We start from the raw sequence: 13,575 nt of genomic DNA, 5'->3' as shown, positions 1-13,575 counted from the left end.
GCAAGCGGTTGCTGTTTTCACCAAGGCAGGTGGCCGGCGACAACGCCGCGAAAAAAGCTGCAGTCAGCACAAGCGCACGGAGTGCCGTGGCGCCGATCACGACCTTACCTCGGGCGTGGAATCTGCTCATTTGGGTAGCGTGTAGTCAGTGGGTTCGTAAGGCAAGCCCAGATGGACGCAGTCACCGGAGAAGTTCGAGCTTATCGTTGGCCTTGGGGATGCCAAGACGCTCGGTCTCGTCGTCCGCTTCTGGCCCATCAGCGAAGTGGCGACACCTTTCATTGAGGTCCGCCTGGTGAGGTAGAGCGGACTGACTTTGCTCACTCTGAGTTCTTCGCATTTTGATCCAACTGAGACATTGGCGGTCCACTGCGCAACGGCTTTGAAGCCGGTTTCAGCCCTATCCGAATATTCGTGTTAGCCGCTAAGGCTGGTGGAAGGGCTGCGCGCTCAACGTTTCGGGGTGCGCCCGCGGATGTGGTCAAAGCCTTGCTTGATTGCGGCGAAGCGCGCTTCGATCATCGGCTCAAATTCGAGGTCGGTGAAGATATATGGCAAGTCCTTTTCGACGCCTTCGCGGACGAGTTCGCCGACATAGTTGGGTTCTATGCCCTGAGAGATGCGTTCCCGGAGCATATTGATCCACTCGGCACGTGGGCCCGAAGTCGGCAAGGGAGGAAGCGCCCCCTCGAAGCGTTTGGGGAGATTGCGTCTCGAGTCCATGATTTGAGTGCGGATGATCCCTGGACACAGCACCGATACGCCAATCCCTCGGGGCGCGAGTTCACGCCGCAGGCCCTCGGACAGCGCGACAACGCCATACTTGGAGACGTTGTATGCGTTGCTCTCTCCTGAAATGAGGCCAGCGATCGAGGCTGTGGAGACGATGTGCCCACCCTCGCCATGCTGCTCGATCAACGGCCCGAAAATCTCGATCCCCCAAATGGTCGCCATCAGGTTGACGCCCAAGGTCCAGTTCCACGACGCCTCGGTCCAGGCGCCATAAGGCCCACCGCCGCCGACGCCCGCGTTGTTGACGAGGATATGCACCTTGCCATAGCGAGCAGTCGTGGCTTCGGCGGCCGCCGCGAGTTCGGCTTTGAGTGAAACGTCCGCTTTCACGCCGTCGACATCGACGTTGGTGAGCCTCAGTTGCTCGAGCGCTGCGGACAGAGCCGCTTCTTCAATGTCGCAAAGCATGACCTTCGCCCCCGCTTGGGCGAAGGCGGTCGCGATCCCCAGTCCAATGCCTGACGCTGCACCGGTCACGAACACAGTCTTTCCAGCGAGTTCCTTCACGCGCGTTCTCCCCGTGCAAGCGGATACCCTCGCGCCAAAACGCCAAGTGTACCCGGACGCCATATGACCGCGTTTTCGAGGGATTGGGAAGCGTGCCGGATGTCCGTTCGTGGCCCATCATTGACATGGGCAACCAGGTATCAACGTCGTCTTCCATGCGCATAGCGGACGCGACAAGTCAGGAGCACACATCTGCTTCTGCGCTCGTGCCTTGGAGGCAACGCGGCGCTTCGGGGCGCGCTGTCACGAGCGTCGGCACCCGAGGTGTCTCCTCCGGCAGAACGATGAGCATGAAGACCCGAGGAGAATCACGCGTTGGCCGTGACGCGTAAGGTGTCATGGAAAGTTCGAGACGCCATCTCGACGGCGCCTCGAATCCAACCGGGTCATCTGGCCATCCGTTCGGACGTCCACGTGATCCGGTGACTTGCGGCTTTGCATTACCTGCAGATATGGCGGTTGCCGTCCCACCCGAGGTAGGTGCCCGTTGCCGGATCGTAGGATCGATAACGCTCCGCGCAGGAACGTGAAGCAGTGCCGTCTGCGCGAGCCATGGCGCTGTCCGCGCCTTGCGCAGGAGCTGCGCCATCCGGCAACTCGAGGCCCAGCCGACCGGCCGGCGTCAGCGTGCCGTTCAGGTTGCGATTGGGGTTCTCGCCTCGTACGTATCAGGATGGCTGCTCGCAAAGCCGGATTGCGCGTAGGCGGCGCTTGCGGTCAGGCCCGACAACAAAGCCACGGCAGCGAGAATTTTAAGTCCAGTCATGATCCATCTCCATCATTGCCCGGTGCAATCGTGCTGCCGGTGCGAGAGGAGTTGGATCGACATCTGCGCTGAACAAGCGCGCTTGATCGCATACCCGCGACCTGACGCGGTCTCGTCGTTCAAATGCAGAAAGAATCGTTTGCTTGTGGAACGCAAAAGAATGGGCCACCGCCGCCAGCAGCGCGCCTGTCTTTGCTCTCGTGCCCCGGACACAGCGCAGCGTCACCTCGACGGTGCGCTTGCGCGCGACCGGCGGGCGACGCTGGGGCTAGCAGCGGCCAGCGCTGGCCGACATCGGGTCCAGGTTCAACTGAAACAGAAAGCCAGCGGGCGGTATGGACTAGCGACGTCCTGATCGCTTGAGTTCGGCGACCTTAAACCTGTTGCCGGCGGCCAGGCTGCTGCAAAACCAGTGGGCCTTGTTTCGGTTTTCGCCCAGGAACACCTTGGTTTCAACGCAATCCAGGTAGGATTTATGGGTGATGGTGTCTCGGCACGTTGGCGAGAAAGGTCCATAGTCCGTACCGCCGCCCGACTCGCTGCATCCGACCCAGGGATCTTTGCCGCTTGGGAAGCTTGATGCACAGCCACCGTTGCAGCTCCTGGCGACTTTCTCCAGGCTGGCAAGCCTCCCCATCACCGAGCCCGGCGCATACGAAGGCGTGCTCGCGGTTGACGTTCGAGCGGTTGACGCAGTCCGACGCGGCGCCGTTGTGTTTGCTCCCCGCTCCGACACGTGCGGCTTTGCCACCTGTTTCGGCGCGTCGACCGTGACAGGGGGAATCGTGGCGGCGGAGCCAGTCGGGATTTGCGACGCTGCCGGGGCGCACAGCAAGGCAGTTGATAAGACAGCGACGGCTGAGGGCACGACAAAGCTTGACGAGAATTTCATGAGCATGTCCTTCCCAAATTCGGGACGGAGATGCCGCCCCGGTAAATGCACGGTAACATACATTTCGGATTGGGCAACCGAGGGTTGAGGTGGCATCTGCCTATAAACTCGCCATCCACACAAAGCGTGGCCCTCGGCGGAACGGCTCTGGATTGCTCCGTCGCAAGAGCTCCTCGCAACGACGGCGTGGAGAAGGAGCAGCGCGTCAACTTCGGTCTCGTGCCCCGACAGGAGAGGGCACAAATAAAAACGGGGCCGTGAGGCCCCGTCAAAAGTCCGTAGCTTATTCCGCGATCTTATTTGATCTTCTTACTTGATCTTGGCTTCGCGGAATTCGACGTGCTTGCGCGCGACGGGATCGTACTTCTTCTTGACCAGCTTGTCGGTCATGGTGCGCGAATTCTTCTTGGCGACGTAGTAGAAGCCGGTGTCAGCCGAGGACACGAGCTTGACCTTGATGGTGACCGCTTTGGCCATGTTCAGAACCTCAGGAATGAAGGGAATCTGGAGCCGGCCAAACGGCCCGCGTTGGCCGGCAACCTAGCCAGAAACCGCCTGATGTCAAGGTTTCGAAGCGTTTTCGAGCGAAGTGGGTACCGGTTCGCGTCAAGAAAACGCGTCAAAAACAACAACCTAGAGCCCCGAACGGGGCTCTAGGGCGGAAAACCACCCAAAACGGTCCCATTACGCCTCGAAGAACCGGTTTTTCGGCCGCGGCAGGCCCAGATTCTCCCTCAAAGTGGCCCCTTCATACTCTTTGCGGAAAATCCCGCGCCGCTGCAGCTCCGGCACCACCTTGTCGACGAAATCGTCGAGGCCGGCGGGCAGGAACGGGAACATGATGTTGAAGCCGTCGGAGCCGCGCCCGACCAGCCATTCCTCCATCTGGTCGGCGATGGTCTTGGCCGTGCCGACGAAGGATAACCCGCCATAGCCGCCGACGCGCTGGGCGAGCTGGCGCACCGTGAGCTTGTCGCGCCTGGCGAGGTCGACCATGCGCTGGCGGCCGCTCTTGCTGGCGTTGGTCTCCGGAATCTCCGGCAGTTGTCCGTCCGGATCGAAGCCTGAGGCGTCCGTGCCGAGGATGACCGAGAGCGAGGCGATGGCGCTGTCGTAATGCACGCGGCTGTCGAGCAGCGCGCGCTTCTCCTTGGCCTCATCGACGCTGTCGCCGACCACGACGAAGGCGCCGGGAAGAATCTTGAGATGTTCAGGATCGCGGCCGATCTTCTCCATGCGGCCCTTGATGTCGGCATAGAGTTTCTGGCCGTCGGCGAGGGGGCCGCCGCCGGTGAACACAGCTTCCGCCGTCTCTGCCGCAAGCTGCCTGCCGTCCTCCGATGCGCCGGCCTGCACGATCACCGGCCAGCCCTGCACGGGCCGCGCGATGTTGAGGGGGCCGCGCACCTTCAGATATTTGCCGTTGTGGTCGAGCACGTGCATCTTCGCGGGATCGACGAACACGCCGCTTTCGACGTCGCGCACGAAGGCGTCGTCGGCGAAGGAATCCCAGAGGCCCGTGACCACGTCGTAGAACTCGCGGGCGCGCTTGTAGCGCTCGGCATGCTCCATGTGGTCGTCGAGGCCGAAATTCAGCGCCGCGTCCGGATTCGAGGTGGTGACGATGTTCCAGCCCGCGCGCCCGCCGCTGAGATGGTCGAGCGAGGCGAAGCGCCGCGCCACGTGGTAGGGCTCGTCAAACGTCGTCGAGCCCGTCGCGATCAGGCCGATGCGCTCGGTGACGGCGGACAATGCCGACAGCAGCGTGAACGGCTCGAACGAGGTCACGGTGTGGCTGCGCTTGAGCGCATTGACCGGCATGTTCAGCACCGCGAGGTGATCGGCCATGAAGAAGGCGTCGAACTTGCCGGCCTCGAGCTTCTGGATCAGCGTCTTGATATGGCCGAAGTTGAAATTGGCGTCCGGCCAGGCCCCGGGATAGCGCCAGGCGCCGGTGTGGATGCTGATCGGGCGCATGAACGCGCCAAGCTTGAGTTGCCGTTGTGCCATCGCCCCGTATCCGTTCTGGGTGTCGTTAGGGAAGACATAGGGACGCCTGGGAACTCCGCCATTGGGGGAGGCGGGAAGATTTTTTCGTTTTTCGCGACGCGCTCAGCACAATCGCGTCATTCCAGGCCGCGCGCAGCGGCAAGGGCATGACGAATGCGGCCCGCATCGAACCAATCCCGCGCTCGCCCCGACCAAGCCAGGACCCGTGAGGAGACCTTCAATGGCAGGCGCAATGACCGTGGACGGCGGCACCGTTCGCATCGACCGGCCCATGCCCTGGGTCGGCCGCCTGCTGTCGCTGCCGCTGCTCGCAGCGAGCGGTTATCTCTTGTGGAACGTCGGCCTCGGCTTGCGCCAGGATTTTTCCGGCTTCGGCCGGCTCGCCGATGATCTCGTGCCGGTGCTGGTGTTCACGGGGTTGGGACTGCTCGTCGGCATCCCCGGAATGATCCTGCTGACGTACCGCACTTTCGTCGTGCTCAACGAGACGCTGCGCCAGATCGTCATCACCAGGCAGTTCGGCCCGCTCAATATCCGCAGCCAGCGCGATCTCGCCGACTATCACTTCGTCAGCATCACCGACGACTATGATGCGGATCTGACGACCTACGACGTCAATCTCTGCGGCAACAGAGGCACCGAGCCGATCACGCTTCAGAGCTTCACCAGGCGCGAGGAGGCGGACGAGCTCGCAAGCGAGATCGGCCGCGTCCTCAAGCTGCCGGCGCGCGACTATGTCGGCACCGAGCCTGATGATTCTTGATTAGGTCCAGCCACGGCCTGTTGCTACCCGTTGCGGAAATTGCCATCCTCGCGGCCGAACACCGCAATGGAAGGCCATGACCTCAGCGAATAATTCCGTTCCCGCGCTTCGACCGCGCGGCAAGGGCCACCAATTCCTGTTGTATGGCGACTCCTGTTCGGGCGTGCCGGGTGCATTGCACGAAAAGACCTTCGCCTCGGTCAATGCGGTCGTTCAACGCCTGAGGCCGCAGCCTGAATTCGTTCTCTTCCCGGGCGATGAAATCATCGGACTGACGCCGGATCCGGACGCGCTCCGCGCGCAGTGGCGCTATTGGCTGGATACGGAAATGGCATGGCTCGACCGTGCGGCCATTCCGATGTGGCACACAACCGGCAACCACACGACCTATGATTTGATGAGCGAGGCGGTGTTTCGCGCCGTGCTCGAGTTGCCGAAGAATGGGCCGCCGGGACAGGCGGGCCTCTCCTACTACGTGCGGCGCGGCGACCTGCTGATGGTGTTCGTCAACACGCTCTGGAGCGGCCTTGGAGGTGAGGGCCATGTCGAGCTCGCGTGGCGGGAAGCGACGCTCAGAGAACATGGCGATGCCCGACACAAGCTCGTCCTTGGCCATCACCCGGTGTTTCCCGTCAACGGCTTTACGGGGACGTATCAGCGCGAGATCGGCCACGAATACGCTCGCCCGTTCTGGGACATCCTGGTGAACGAAAACGTGCTCGCCTATCTGTGCAGCCACATCCTCGCCTTCGACGTGCAGGCGCATCGCGGTGTCCTGCAGATTTGCACCGCGGGCGCGGGAACGGCTCACAGGATGCCGGAAGGCGTCGAGTATCTGCATTGCATTCAGGCCGCGCTTGACGAGGAAGGCCTGCGTTATCAGGTGCTCGATACCGACGGCGTTGTCAGGGAGAGGATGGAATGGCCGCTGCGCGATCCTGATCCCGCCCTGTGGAGGGAGCTGCCGCTCGGGGAAACCGAAGCGCCGTTCAGCGGATGCGTGGCGAGCGGGCGGCGGATCGAGCTGAGGCTTATGGGGCAAAGCGCTGCGACCGATGTCGCATCGGCCCAGACGATTTTCACGGCTTTCGCGCCTGGTTCGATCGCGCCGTTCTGGCTTGGGCTTCGGGGACCGAAGCAAACCCTGACAGCCATCGTTGCTCGTGAGCCGGGGCGAAGCCCAACCTATTGGTTTGGACCTGATCTTCCGGCGGGCGAGGGTTTCGATATTCACGTCGCGATCTACCCGGACATGGGCCCGGGCGGTCTCTTGTATCGTCGTCACGATTCCACGCGTTGGTCGTCCTTCACCTCTGCGACGGCGCGAGGGTTGGAGCAGCTTGTGTGGCCGCAGCAATGGGCGATCGGCCACGGACAAGGTGGCAGCGAAGACCGCGCCTTCAGAGGTGCCGCGCTGAGTTTGCGGATCGCGTGAACGAGCCCGGGAGGGGTTCGGTGGCTGGATCAGCCCAAGATATCCTTCTGCATCTTGCCGCCGTAGAAATGGAAGAACGGCACCGGCGCATCGTGGCGGAGCGGGCCGGTGGCAAGGCGCGTGTCGAGCTCGTTGAGCACGTTGCGTGTCATCGGATGCAGATCGGCGAGCGGCTTTGAGCCGAGCTCGACCCAGACCAGCTCGACCAGCTCGGCATCCGCATGGATCACCCCCTCGACGCGGTGGGTGATCGCGGAGGCGTCCGCGGTGAAGAAGCGGGTATCGAACCGCTTGACGCGGCCGGGCGGGGTGATGGCGCGTGCGATCAGGAACAGGCTTGAGGGGTCGGGCAGCAGGCCCGCATCCGCGAACGGCTTCCAGGCGCCCTCGAGTTTTGCTTTCCCCTCGGTCTTGCGTCCGAGGCAGAGGCCGGTCTCTTCGCAGGCCTCGCGGATTGCTGCAATCGCAAGCGACTTTGCGCGCGAGGCCGGAGTCTTCGGGCTGCCCTTGGCGAGATTGGCTTCCAGCTCAGTGGTGATGGGTGCAGCACACGGCACGCGGTAATCGTCCTTGTCGACGCGGCCGCCGGGGAAGACGAACTTTCCGGGCATGAAGACCACCTTGTCGTGGCGCTTGCCGACCAGGACTTTTGGAATGCTGCCGCTGCGATCGACCAGGATCAGCGTCGCCGCATCGCGGGGGCGGAAATAGGGATGATGGTCGGCTTCCTTGCCCTCGTGGATCTTGGCCTTCTCGGCTCCCTGCGACGTATCCGTCATGTCCTCACCCAAACCGCTTTTTGATTATTTGCTTAGACCGGCGGAATACCATCCGGAGGGTTGTCGTCAAAGCCGTGCATGCGCAGAGCCCATTGCAAGCCGACCACAGCTCCCTTGACCGGCTGGAGCAGCGCGAGCGAGGCGACGAAGGTGAAGGGCAGATAGGCCGCGAAGCTGAGCCAGACCGGCGTGGTGTAGTTGGTCTCGATCCAGAGGATCGTGGGCACCACGATGTGGCCGACGATGACGATCACGAGATAGGCCGGCAGATCGTCGGCGCGATGCGGCGTGAAATCGAGGCCGCAGACCGAGCAATTGTCCGCGGTTTTGAGAAAGGCGCGGAACAGCTTGCCCTCGCCGCAGCGCGGGCAGCGGCTGCGGAAACCGCGCTTCATGGCCGTCCAGACGTCGCGCTTCTCGACGAGGCCGGTCTCGCGCGTCCAGATCTTTGGGGCCGTGCTCGTCGTCACCATGCCTTGCCCTTCTGCCCCCCGCCTTTTCCTTTGTTCTTGCCCTTGCCCTTCTTGGGTTTGCCGGACTTTTGCTTCGGCGGCTTGCGTTTTTTATCCGGACTGCGTCCAGGATGTGCCTTGAACGAGGGGCGGCGTTGTGGGCCGGGACGCCTGCGGTCGCGCGGTGCGGTCTCGCTGGAGGACGACAGCAGCTCGAAGCGCAGCGCGCCCGCGATGGGGGCCGCTTCGATCAGGCGGACGTCGACGACGTCGCCGAGTTGATACATGGTGCCGCTGCGCGTGCCGACGAGCGCGTGCCGGCTCTCGTCATAGTTGAAATATTCCGTGCCAAGGGATCGGATCGGGATCAGGCCGTCGGCGCCGGTCTCGGCGAGCTTGACGAACAGGCCGGCGCGGGTGACGCCGGAGACGCGGCCCTGGAAGCTTGCGCCGATGCGGTCGGCGAGGTGATGGGCGATCAGCCGGTCGACGGTCTCGCGCTCCGCCTTCATCGCGCGCCGCTCGGTCACCGAGATATGGGCTGCGACCTCGCCGAGGCTTTCCGGCGTCTCGCTGTCGGGCAGGGCGCCTTCGCCGAGGCCGAGCGCGCGAACCAGCGCGCGATGCACGACGAGGTCGGCATAGCGGCGGATCGGCGAGGTGAAATGCGCGTAGCGGCGCAGGTTCAGGCCGAAATGACCGTAGTTCTCGGAGGAGTATTCGGCCTGGGCCTGGGCGCGCAGCACGACCTCGCTCACCAGCGGGAAGTGGTCGTGGCCTTCGAGCTGCGCCAGCACGCGGTTGAACAAAGCCGGCCGCAGCGCGCCGCCTTTCGCGAACGGAACGTCCAGCGTCTCCAGAAACTCCGCGAGCGCGTGGACCTTCTCCAGCGTCGGCTCGTCATGCACGCGGTAGATCAGCGGGAGAGACTTCTTCTCGAGCATCTCCGCTGCCGCGACGTTGGCGAGGATCATGAACTCCTCGATCAGCTTGTGCGCATCGAGACGTTCAGGCACGACGACGCGATCGACCGTGCCGTCGCTCTTCAAGAGGATCTTGCGCTCGGGCAGATCGAGATTGAGCGGATCGCGCTCGTCGCGGGCGCGCTTGGCGCAGGCATAGGCGGCATAGAGCGGCCTCAGGATCGGATCGAGCAGGGGTCCGGTGGTGTCGTCGGGCCGGCCGTCGATCGCAGCCTGCGCCTGCGCATAGTTCAGCTTCGCCGCTGAGCGCATCAGGATGCGGTGGAAGCTGTGCGAGCGCTTGCGCCCGTCGGGGCCCAGCACCATGCGCACCGCGAGCGCGCCGCGCGGCTCGCCCGGCACCAGCGAGCAGAGATTGTTGGAGATGCGCTCGGGCAGCATCGGCACGACGCGGTCCGGGAAATACACCGAGTTGCCGCGATCAAGCGCGTCCCGGTCGAGCGCGGTGCCCGGCCGCACGTAGAAGCTCACATCGGCGATGGCGACATCGACGATGAAGCCGCCTCTGTTGTTCGGATCAGGATCGGGCTGCGCATGCACCGCGTCGTCGTGATCCTTCGCATCCGGCGGATCGATGGTGACGAGCGGGATATCGCGCCAGTCTTCACGTCCCTTCAGATTGGCCGGCTCTGCCGCTTCGGCTTCACGCTCTGCCGCGGGCCGGAACTGCAGGGGGATGTCGTGCGCGTAGATCGCGATCAGGCTGATCGCCTTCTCCGACTTGACCGAGCCAAGCTTCTCCTTGACCCGGCCTGAGGCCAGCCCAAAGCTGCGCGTGCGGACGATATCGACGCTGACGAGGTCGCCGTCCCGGGCGCCGTGCGTGTCGGCCGCGGCGATGTTCAGCTCGCGGTCGGCGGACTTCTTGTCGACCGGGACCAGCCGTCCGCCGCCTTCGGGAAGCTCGCGGAACACGCCGAGGATGCGGCTCTTCGTCTTGTCGAAGACCTTGATGATGTGGCCGCGATAGGCCGGGCCTTCGCTCTCGTCCGAGCGCTCGACGCGCAGCAGCGCGCGATCGCCTATGCCGGCCGCGGTGCCGGGCTTCGGCCGGCGCGGCATGACGATGAGGATTTTTGGCGGCTCGCCGCTTTCGACCTCGTCCCATTCGGTGGGGGAGGCGATCAGCTCGCCGTCACTGTCACGGCCGGTGATGTCGGCGACCAGCGTCGACGGGAGCGCGTCCGGCTCGGAAACCTTGTGGCGTTTCTTCTTGATGGTGCCGTCGTCGGCGAGCTCGCGCAGCATGCGCTTGAGCTCGATACGATCGGCGTTCTTCAGGCCGAACTCGCGCGCAATTTCGCGGGTCCCGACCTTTCCGGGATTTGCCTTGATGAAGGCGACGATGGCGCTCCGGTCGGGAAAGCCATGGTCATTCTTGCGTTTCACTTAACCTCTAATTCTTGATCTAGGTCTTGCCGGCACTCTTCTTGGCCGGAGCCTTGGGGGCGGCGGCCTTGGTCGGCGACGTTTTTGCGGTCGACGACACGGCGGCGCGCGCCTTGCTGGTGGATTCGGATTTGGGTTTGGCCGCCTTCTTGGCGGCCGGTTTCTTCGGCTTCGGCGCGGCGTCATCGCCGTCGGCGGCCTTCTCTGTAGCCTTCTTGGCCTTAGCCGGCTTCGCCGCCTTCTTCGGCTTCTTGCCGCCGCCCTTGGCCGCGCGCTCGTCGATCAACGCGATCGCCTGCGGCAACGTGACGGTGTCCTTTTCGAACTCGGCCGGGATCGTCGCGTTGACGCCGCCTGCCGTGACATAGGCGCCGTAACGGCCGCTCTTCACCGTGACGGTGCCGAGGGTCGGATGATCGCCGATCGCCTTGCCGGGGTCGGCGCCGAAGCGGCGGCTCGGGCCCTTGGCGACCTTTTCCGCGATCAGCGTCACCGCGCGGTTGAGGCCGATGTCGAAGACCTCGTCGCCGCTCTCCAGGCTGGCGTAGGTCTTCTCGTGCTTCACGAACGGCCCGAAGCGACCGAGACCTGCCGTGATCGGCTGACCGGTCTCCGGATGCTTGCCGATCTCGCGCGGCAGCGACAACAGCTTCAGCGCAAGCTCGAGCTCGACATCGCCCGGCGAGGTGCCCTTCGGGATGCCCGCGCGCTTCGGCTTCTCGCCTTCCTCGTAATCCTTGGGCTCGCCGAGCTGGATGTAGGGACCAAAGCGGCCGGCCTTGACCCAGACATCGCGACCCGTATCAGGGTCCTGGCCGAGCGAACGGTCGGCGGTGGTCTCGCTGTCGGCGGCGAGCTGGCGGGTGTAGCGGCATTCCGGATAGTTCGAGCAGCCGACGAAAGCGCCGAACTTGCCGGCCTTGAGATTCAGCCGGCCGTTGCCGCAGCTCGGGCACTGCCTGATATCGCCGCCATCGGCGCGGGGCGGATAGATGTGCTGGCCCAGCATGTCGTCGAGCACGTCGAGCACCTGGGCGACGCGCAGATCCTTGATCTCGTCGACGGCGCCGATGAAGCCGGTCCAGAAGTCCTTCAGCACCTGCTGCCAGGAGATCTCGTTGTTGGAGATGCGGTCGAGCTGCTCCTCCAGATTGGCGGTGAAGTCATATTCGACGTAGCGGCTGAAGAAGCTTTCGAGGAAGGCGACCACGACGCGGCCCTTGTCCTCGCCGTGCAGGCGCTTCTTCTCCAGCTTGACGTAGCCGCGGTCCTTTAGGACCTGGAGGATCGAGGCATAGGTCGAGGGACGGCCGATGCCGAGCTCTTCCATGCGCTTGACCAGCGAGGCCTCCGAGAAGCGCGGCGGCGGCTCGGTGAAGTGCTGGGTGACGGCGAGCGACTGTCGCTTGAGCGCGTCGTTCGGGCTCATCGCGGGCAGGCGGCGGGAGTCCTCGTCTTCCTCGTCGTCGCGGCCTTCCTGGTAGAGCGCGAGGAAGCCGTCGAACTTGACGACCTGACCCGTCGCCCGCAGCTCCAGCGTGCGGCCGCCGGCCTTTGCGGTGATGTCGACAGTGGTGCGCTCGAGCTCGGCCGATTCCATCTGGCTCGCGATGGTGCGCTTCCAGATCAGCTCATAGAGTCGGGCCTGGTCGGCATCGAGCTTGCGGCTCATGCTGTCGGGGCGGCGCGACATGTCGGTCGGGCGGATCGCTTCGTGCGCTTCCTGGGCGTTCTTGGCTTTGGCCTGGTACTGGCGCGGGGCCTCCGGCACGTAGGCGTTGCCGTAATCCTCGCCGATCACCTTGCGCGCCTGGGTGATCGCGGACGGATCGATCTGCACGCCGTCGGTACGCATATAAGTAATGAGTCCGGTGGTCTCGCCGCCGATGTCGATGCCTTCATAAAGGCGCTGGGCGATGCGCATCGTGTGCGCCGGCGCAAAGCCGTATTTGCGGCTGGCTTCCTGCTGCAGCGTCGAGGTGGTGAAAGGGGCCTGCGGATTGCGCCGGGCGGGCTTGGCATCGACCGAGGTCACGGCATAGGCGGCTGCTTCCAGCGCCTTCTTGAAGTCTTCCGCTTCCGCGCCGGTGCCGATGTCGAGCCGCTGGATCTTCTTGCCATCGGCACCGACGAGGCGCGCCTCGAAGGCATCGCCGCGCGGCGTCAGCAGCGTCGCGATCAGCGACCAATATTCGCGCGCGACGAACTTCTCGATTTCGAGCTCGCGGTCGCAGACGAGCCGCAGCGCCACCGACTGCACGCGGCCGGCCGAGCGGGCGCCCGGCAGCTTGCGCCACAGCACGGGGGAGAGGGTGAAGCCGACCAGATAGTCCAGCGCGCGGCGCGCCATGTAGGCGTCGACCAGCGCGCCGTCGATCTGGCGCGGATTCTTCATCGCATCCGTGACCGCCTGCTTGGTGATGGCGTTGAACACCACGCGCTCGATCTTCTGATCCTTCAGCGCGCGCTTTTCCTTCAGCACCTCCAGAACGTGCCAGGAGATGGCCTCGCCCTCGCGATCAGGGTCGGTCGCCAGAATCAAGCGGTCGGCGTTCTTCAGGGACTTGGCGATATCGTTGAGCCGGCCGGCCGCCTTGGGGTCGACCTCCCAGATCATCTTGAAATTTGCGTCCGGATCGACGGAACCGTTCTTCGCCGGGAGGTCGCGGACATGGCCGAACGAGGCCAGAACCTCGTAGGACGAGCCCAGATACTTGTTGATCGTCTTGGCTTTCGCCGGCGACTCCACAATGACGATATTCATGTAGTTCCAGTAGCTTACGGGGAAATTACGAGCCGCTTTCGAT

At 63.9% G+C, this 13,575-nt stretch carries 11 protein-coding genes; 2 read left to right on the top strand and 9 right to left on the bottom strand.

The features are described 5' to 3' along the window. Positions 1 to 450 precede the first annotated feature (450 nt). From IVB46_RS21895 to IVB46_RS21880, 5 genes are all read right to left on the bottom strand, one after another. Complete coding sequence (locus IVB46_RS21895) at positions 451 to 1,299, bottom strand: SDR family NAD(P)-dependent oxidoreductase (protein ID WP_135215738.1); 849 nt, start codon at positions 1,297 to 1,299, stop codon at positions 451 to 453. A gap of 440 nt (positions 1,300 to 1,739) precedes the next feature. Further along, positions 1,740 to 1,853 carry a BA14K family protein gene (locus IVB46_RS21890; RefSeq protein ID WP_247343452.1) on the bottom strand — a complete coding sequence of 38 codons (114 nt, stop codon included), beginning with the start codon at positions 1,851 to 1,853 and terminating at the stop codon, positions 1,740 to 1,742. A gap of 80 nt (positions 1,854 to 1,933) precedes the next feature. Then, positions 1,934 to 2,065 (bottom strand): hypothetical protein, encoded by a 132-nt coding sequence (locus IVB46_RS44910; protein ID WP_256468619.1) that lies wholly within the window; start codon positions 2,063 to 2,065, stop codon positions 1,934 to 1,936. Positions 2,066 to 3,266: 1,201 nt separating this feature from the next. Further along, positions 3,267 to 3,434, bottom strand: a complete 168-nt coding sequence (gene rpmG / locus IVB46_RS21885; RefSeq protein WP_007603295.1) for a 50S ribosomal protein L33 — start codon at positions 3,432 to 3,434, stop codon at positions 3,267 to 3,269. 207 nt (positions 3,435 to 3,641) lie between these two features. After that, the gene (locus IVB46_RS21880; RefSeq protein ID WP_063982799.1) at positions 3,642 to 4,967 is read right to left on the bottom strand and encodes an LLM class flavin-dependent oxidoreductase; all 1,326 of its coding nucleotides are present in this window, start codon (positions 4,965 to 4,967) and stop codon (positions 3,642 to 3,644) included. Between the two features lie 220 nt (positions 4,968 to 5,187). On the opposite strand from IVB46_RS21880, the gene IVB46_RS21875 reads away from it, so the two are divergent. Further along, positions 5,188 to 5,730 carry a hypothetical protein gene (locus tag IVB46_RS21875; RefSeq protein ID WP_247310076.1) on the top strand — a complete coding sequence of 181 codons (543 nt, stop codon included), beginning with the start codon at positions 5,188 to 5,190 and terminating at the stop codon, positions 5,728 to 5,730. A gap of 76 nt (positions 5,731 to 5,806) precedes the next feature. Further along, a complete protein-coding gene (locus IVB46_RS21870; protein ID WP_247343449.1) occupies positions 5,807 to 7,165 on the top strand; it encodes a metallophosphoesterase in 1,359 nt (452 codons plus the stop codon). 29 nt (positions 7,166 to 7,194) lie between these two features. Here the strand turns inward: IVB46_RS21870 and IVB46_RS21865 are convergent, their stop codons facing one another. From IVB46_RS21865 to topA, 4 genes are read right to left on the bottom strand one after another with little or no spacing between them, the layout of a single operon-like run. Further along, the gene (locus IVB46_RS21865; RefSeq protein WP_247310073.1) at positions 7,195 to 7,944 is read right to left on the bottom strand and encodes an NUDIX domain-containing protein; all 750 of its coding nucleotides are present in this window, start codon (positions 7,942 to 7,944) and stop codon (positions 7,195 to 7,197) included. A 32-nt stretch (positions 7,945 to 7,976) separates the two neighbouring features. Beyond that, a complete protein-coding gene (locus IVB46_RS21860; RefSeq protein ID WP_063982804.1) occupies positions 7,977 to 8,417 on the bottom strand; it encodes a DUF983 domain-containing protein in 441 nt (146 codons plus the stop codon). Next, positions 8,411 to 10,768 carry a ribonuclease R gene (gene rnr, locus IVB46_RS21855; protein WP_247310070.1) on the bottom strand — a complete coding sequence of 786 codons (2,358 nt, stop codon included), beginning with the start codon at positions 10,766 to 10,768 and terminating at the stop codon, positions 8,411 to 8,413. The genes IVB46_RS21860 and rnr overlap by 7 nt, the downstream gene beginning before the upstream one ends. A 19-nt stretch (positions 10,769 to 10,787) precedes the next feature. Next, positions 10,788 to 13,532: a type I DNA topoisomerase gene (gene topA, locus IVB46_RS21850; RefSeq protein ID WP_247310068.1), complete on the bottom strand. Its 2,745-nt coding sequence runs from the start codon at positions 13,530 to 13,532 to the stop codon at positions 10,788 to 10,790. Positions 13,533 to 13,575: the final 43 nt, after the last annotated feature.

The organism is Bradyrhizobium sp. 61 (genome assembly GCF_023073075.1).
Classification (GTDB): domain Bacteria; phylum Pseudomonadota; class Alphaproteobacteria; order Rhizobiales; family Xanthobacteraceae; genus Bradyrhizobium; species Bradyrhizobium barranii.
This window is presented reverse-complemented; position numbering and strand designations above follow the sequence as displayed.

Coding starts and splice junctions, on each gene's coding strand:
- IVB46_RS44910 (WP_256468619.1), bottom strand. CDS start 2,065: ATGACTGGACTTAAAATTCTCGCTGCCGTGGCTTTGTTGTCGGGCCTG.
- IVB46_RS21865 (WP_247310073.1), bottom strand. CDS start 7,944: ATGACGGATACGTCGCAGGGAGCCGAGAAGGCCAAGATCCACGAGGGC.
- IVB46_RS21870 (WP_247343449.1), top strand. CDS start 5,807: ATGACCTCAGCGAATAATTCCGTTCCCGCGCTTCGACCGCGCGGCAAG.
- IVB46_RS21880 (WP_063982799.1), bottom strand. CDS start 4,967: ATGGCACAACGGCAACTCAAGCTTGGCGCGTTCATGCGCCCGATCAGC.
- IVB46_RS21875 (WP_247310076.1), top strand. CDS start 5,188: ATGGCAGGCGCAATGACCGTGGACGGCGGCACCGTTCGCATCGACCGG.
- IVB46_RS21890 (WP_247343452.1), bottom strand. CDS start 1,853: ATGGCTCGCGCAGACGGCACTGCTTCACGTTCCTGCGCGGAGCGTTAT.
- topA (WP_247310068.1), bottom strand. CDS start 13,532: ATGAATATCGTCATTGTGGAGTCGCCGGCGAAAGCCAAGACGATCAAC.
- IVB46_RS21860 (WP_063982804.1), bottom strand. CDS start 8,417: ATGGTGACGACGAGCACGGCCCCAAAGATCTGGACGCGCGAGACCGGC.
- rpmG (WP_007603295.1), bottom strand. CDS start 3,434: ATGGCCAAAGCGGTCACCATCAAGGTCAAGCTCGTGTCCTCGGCTGAC.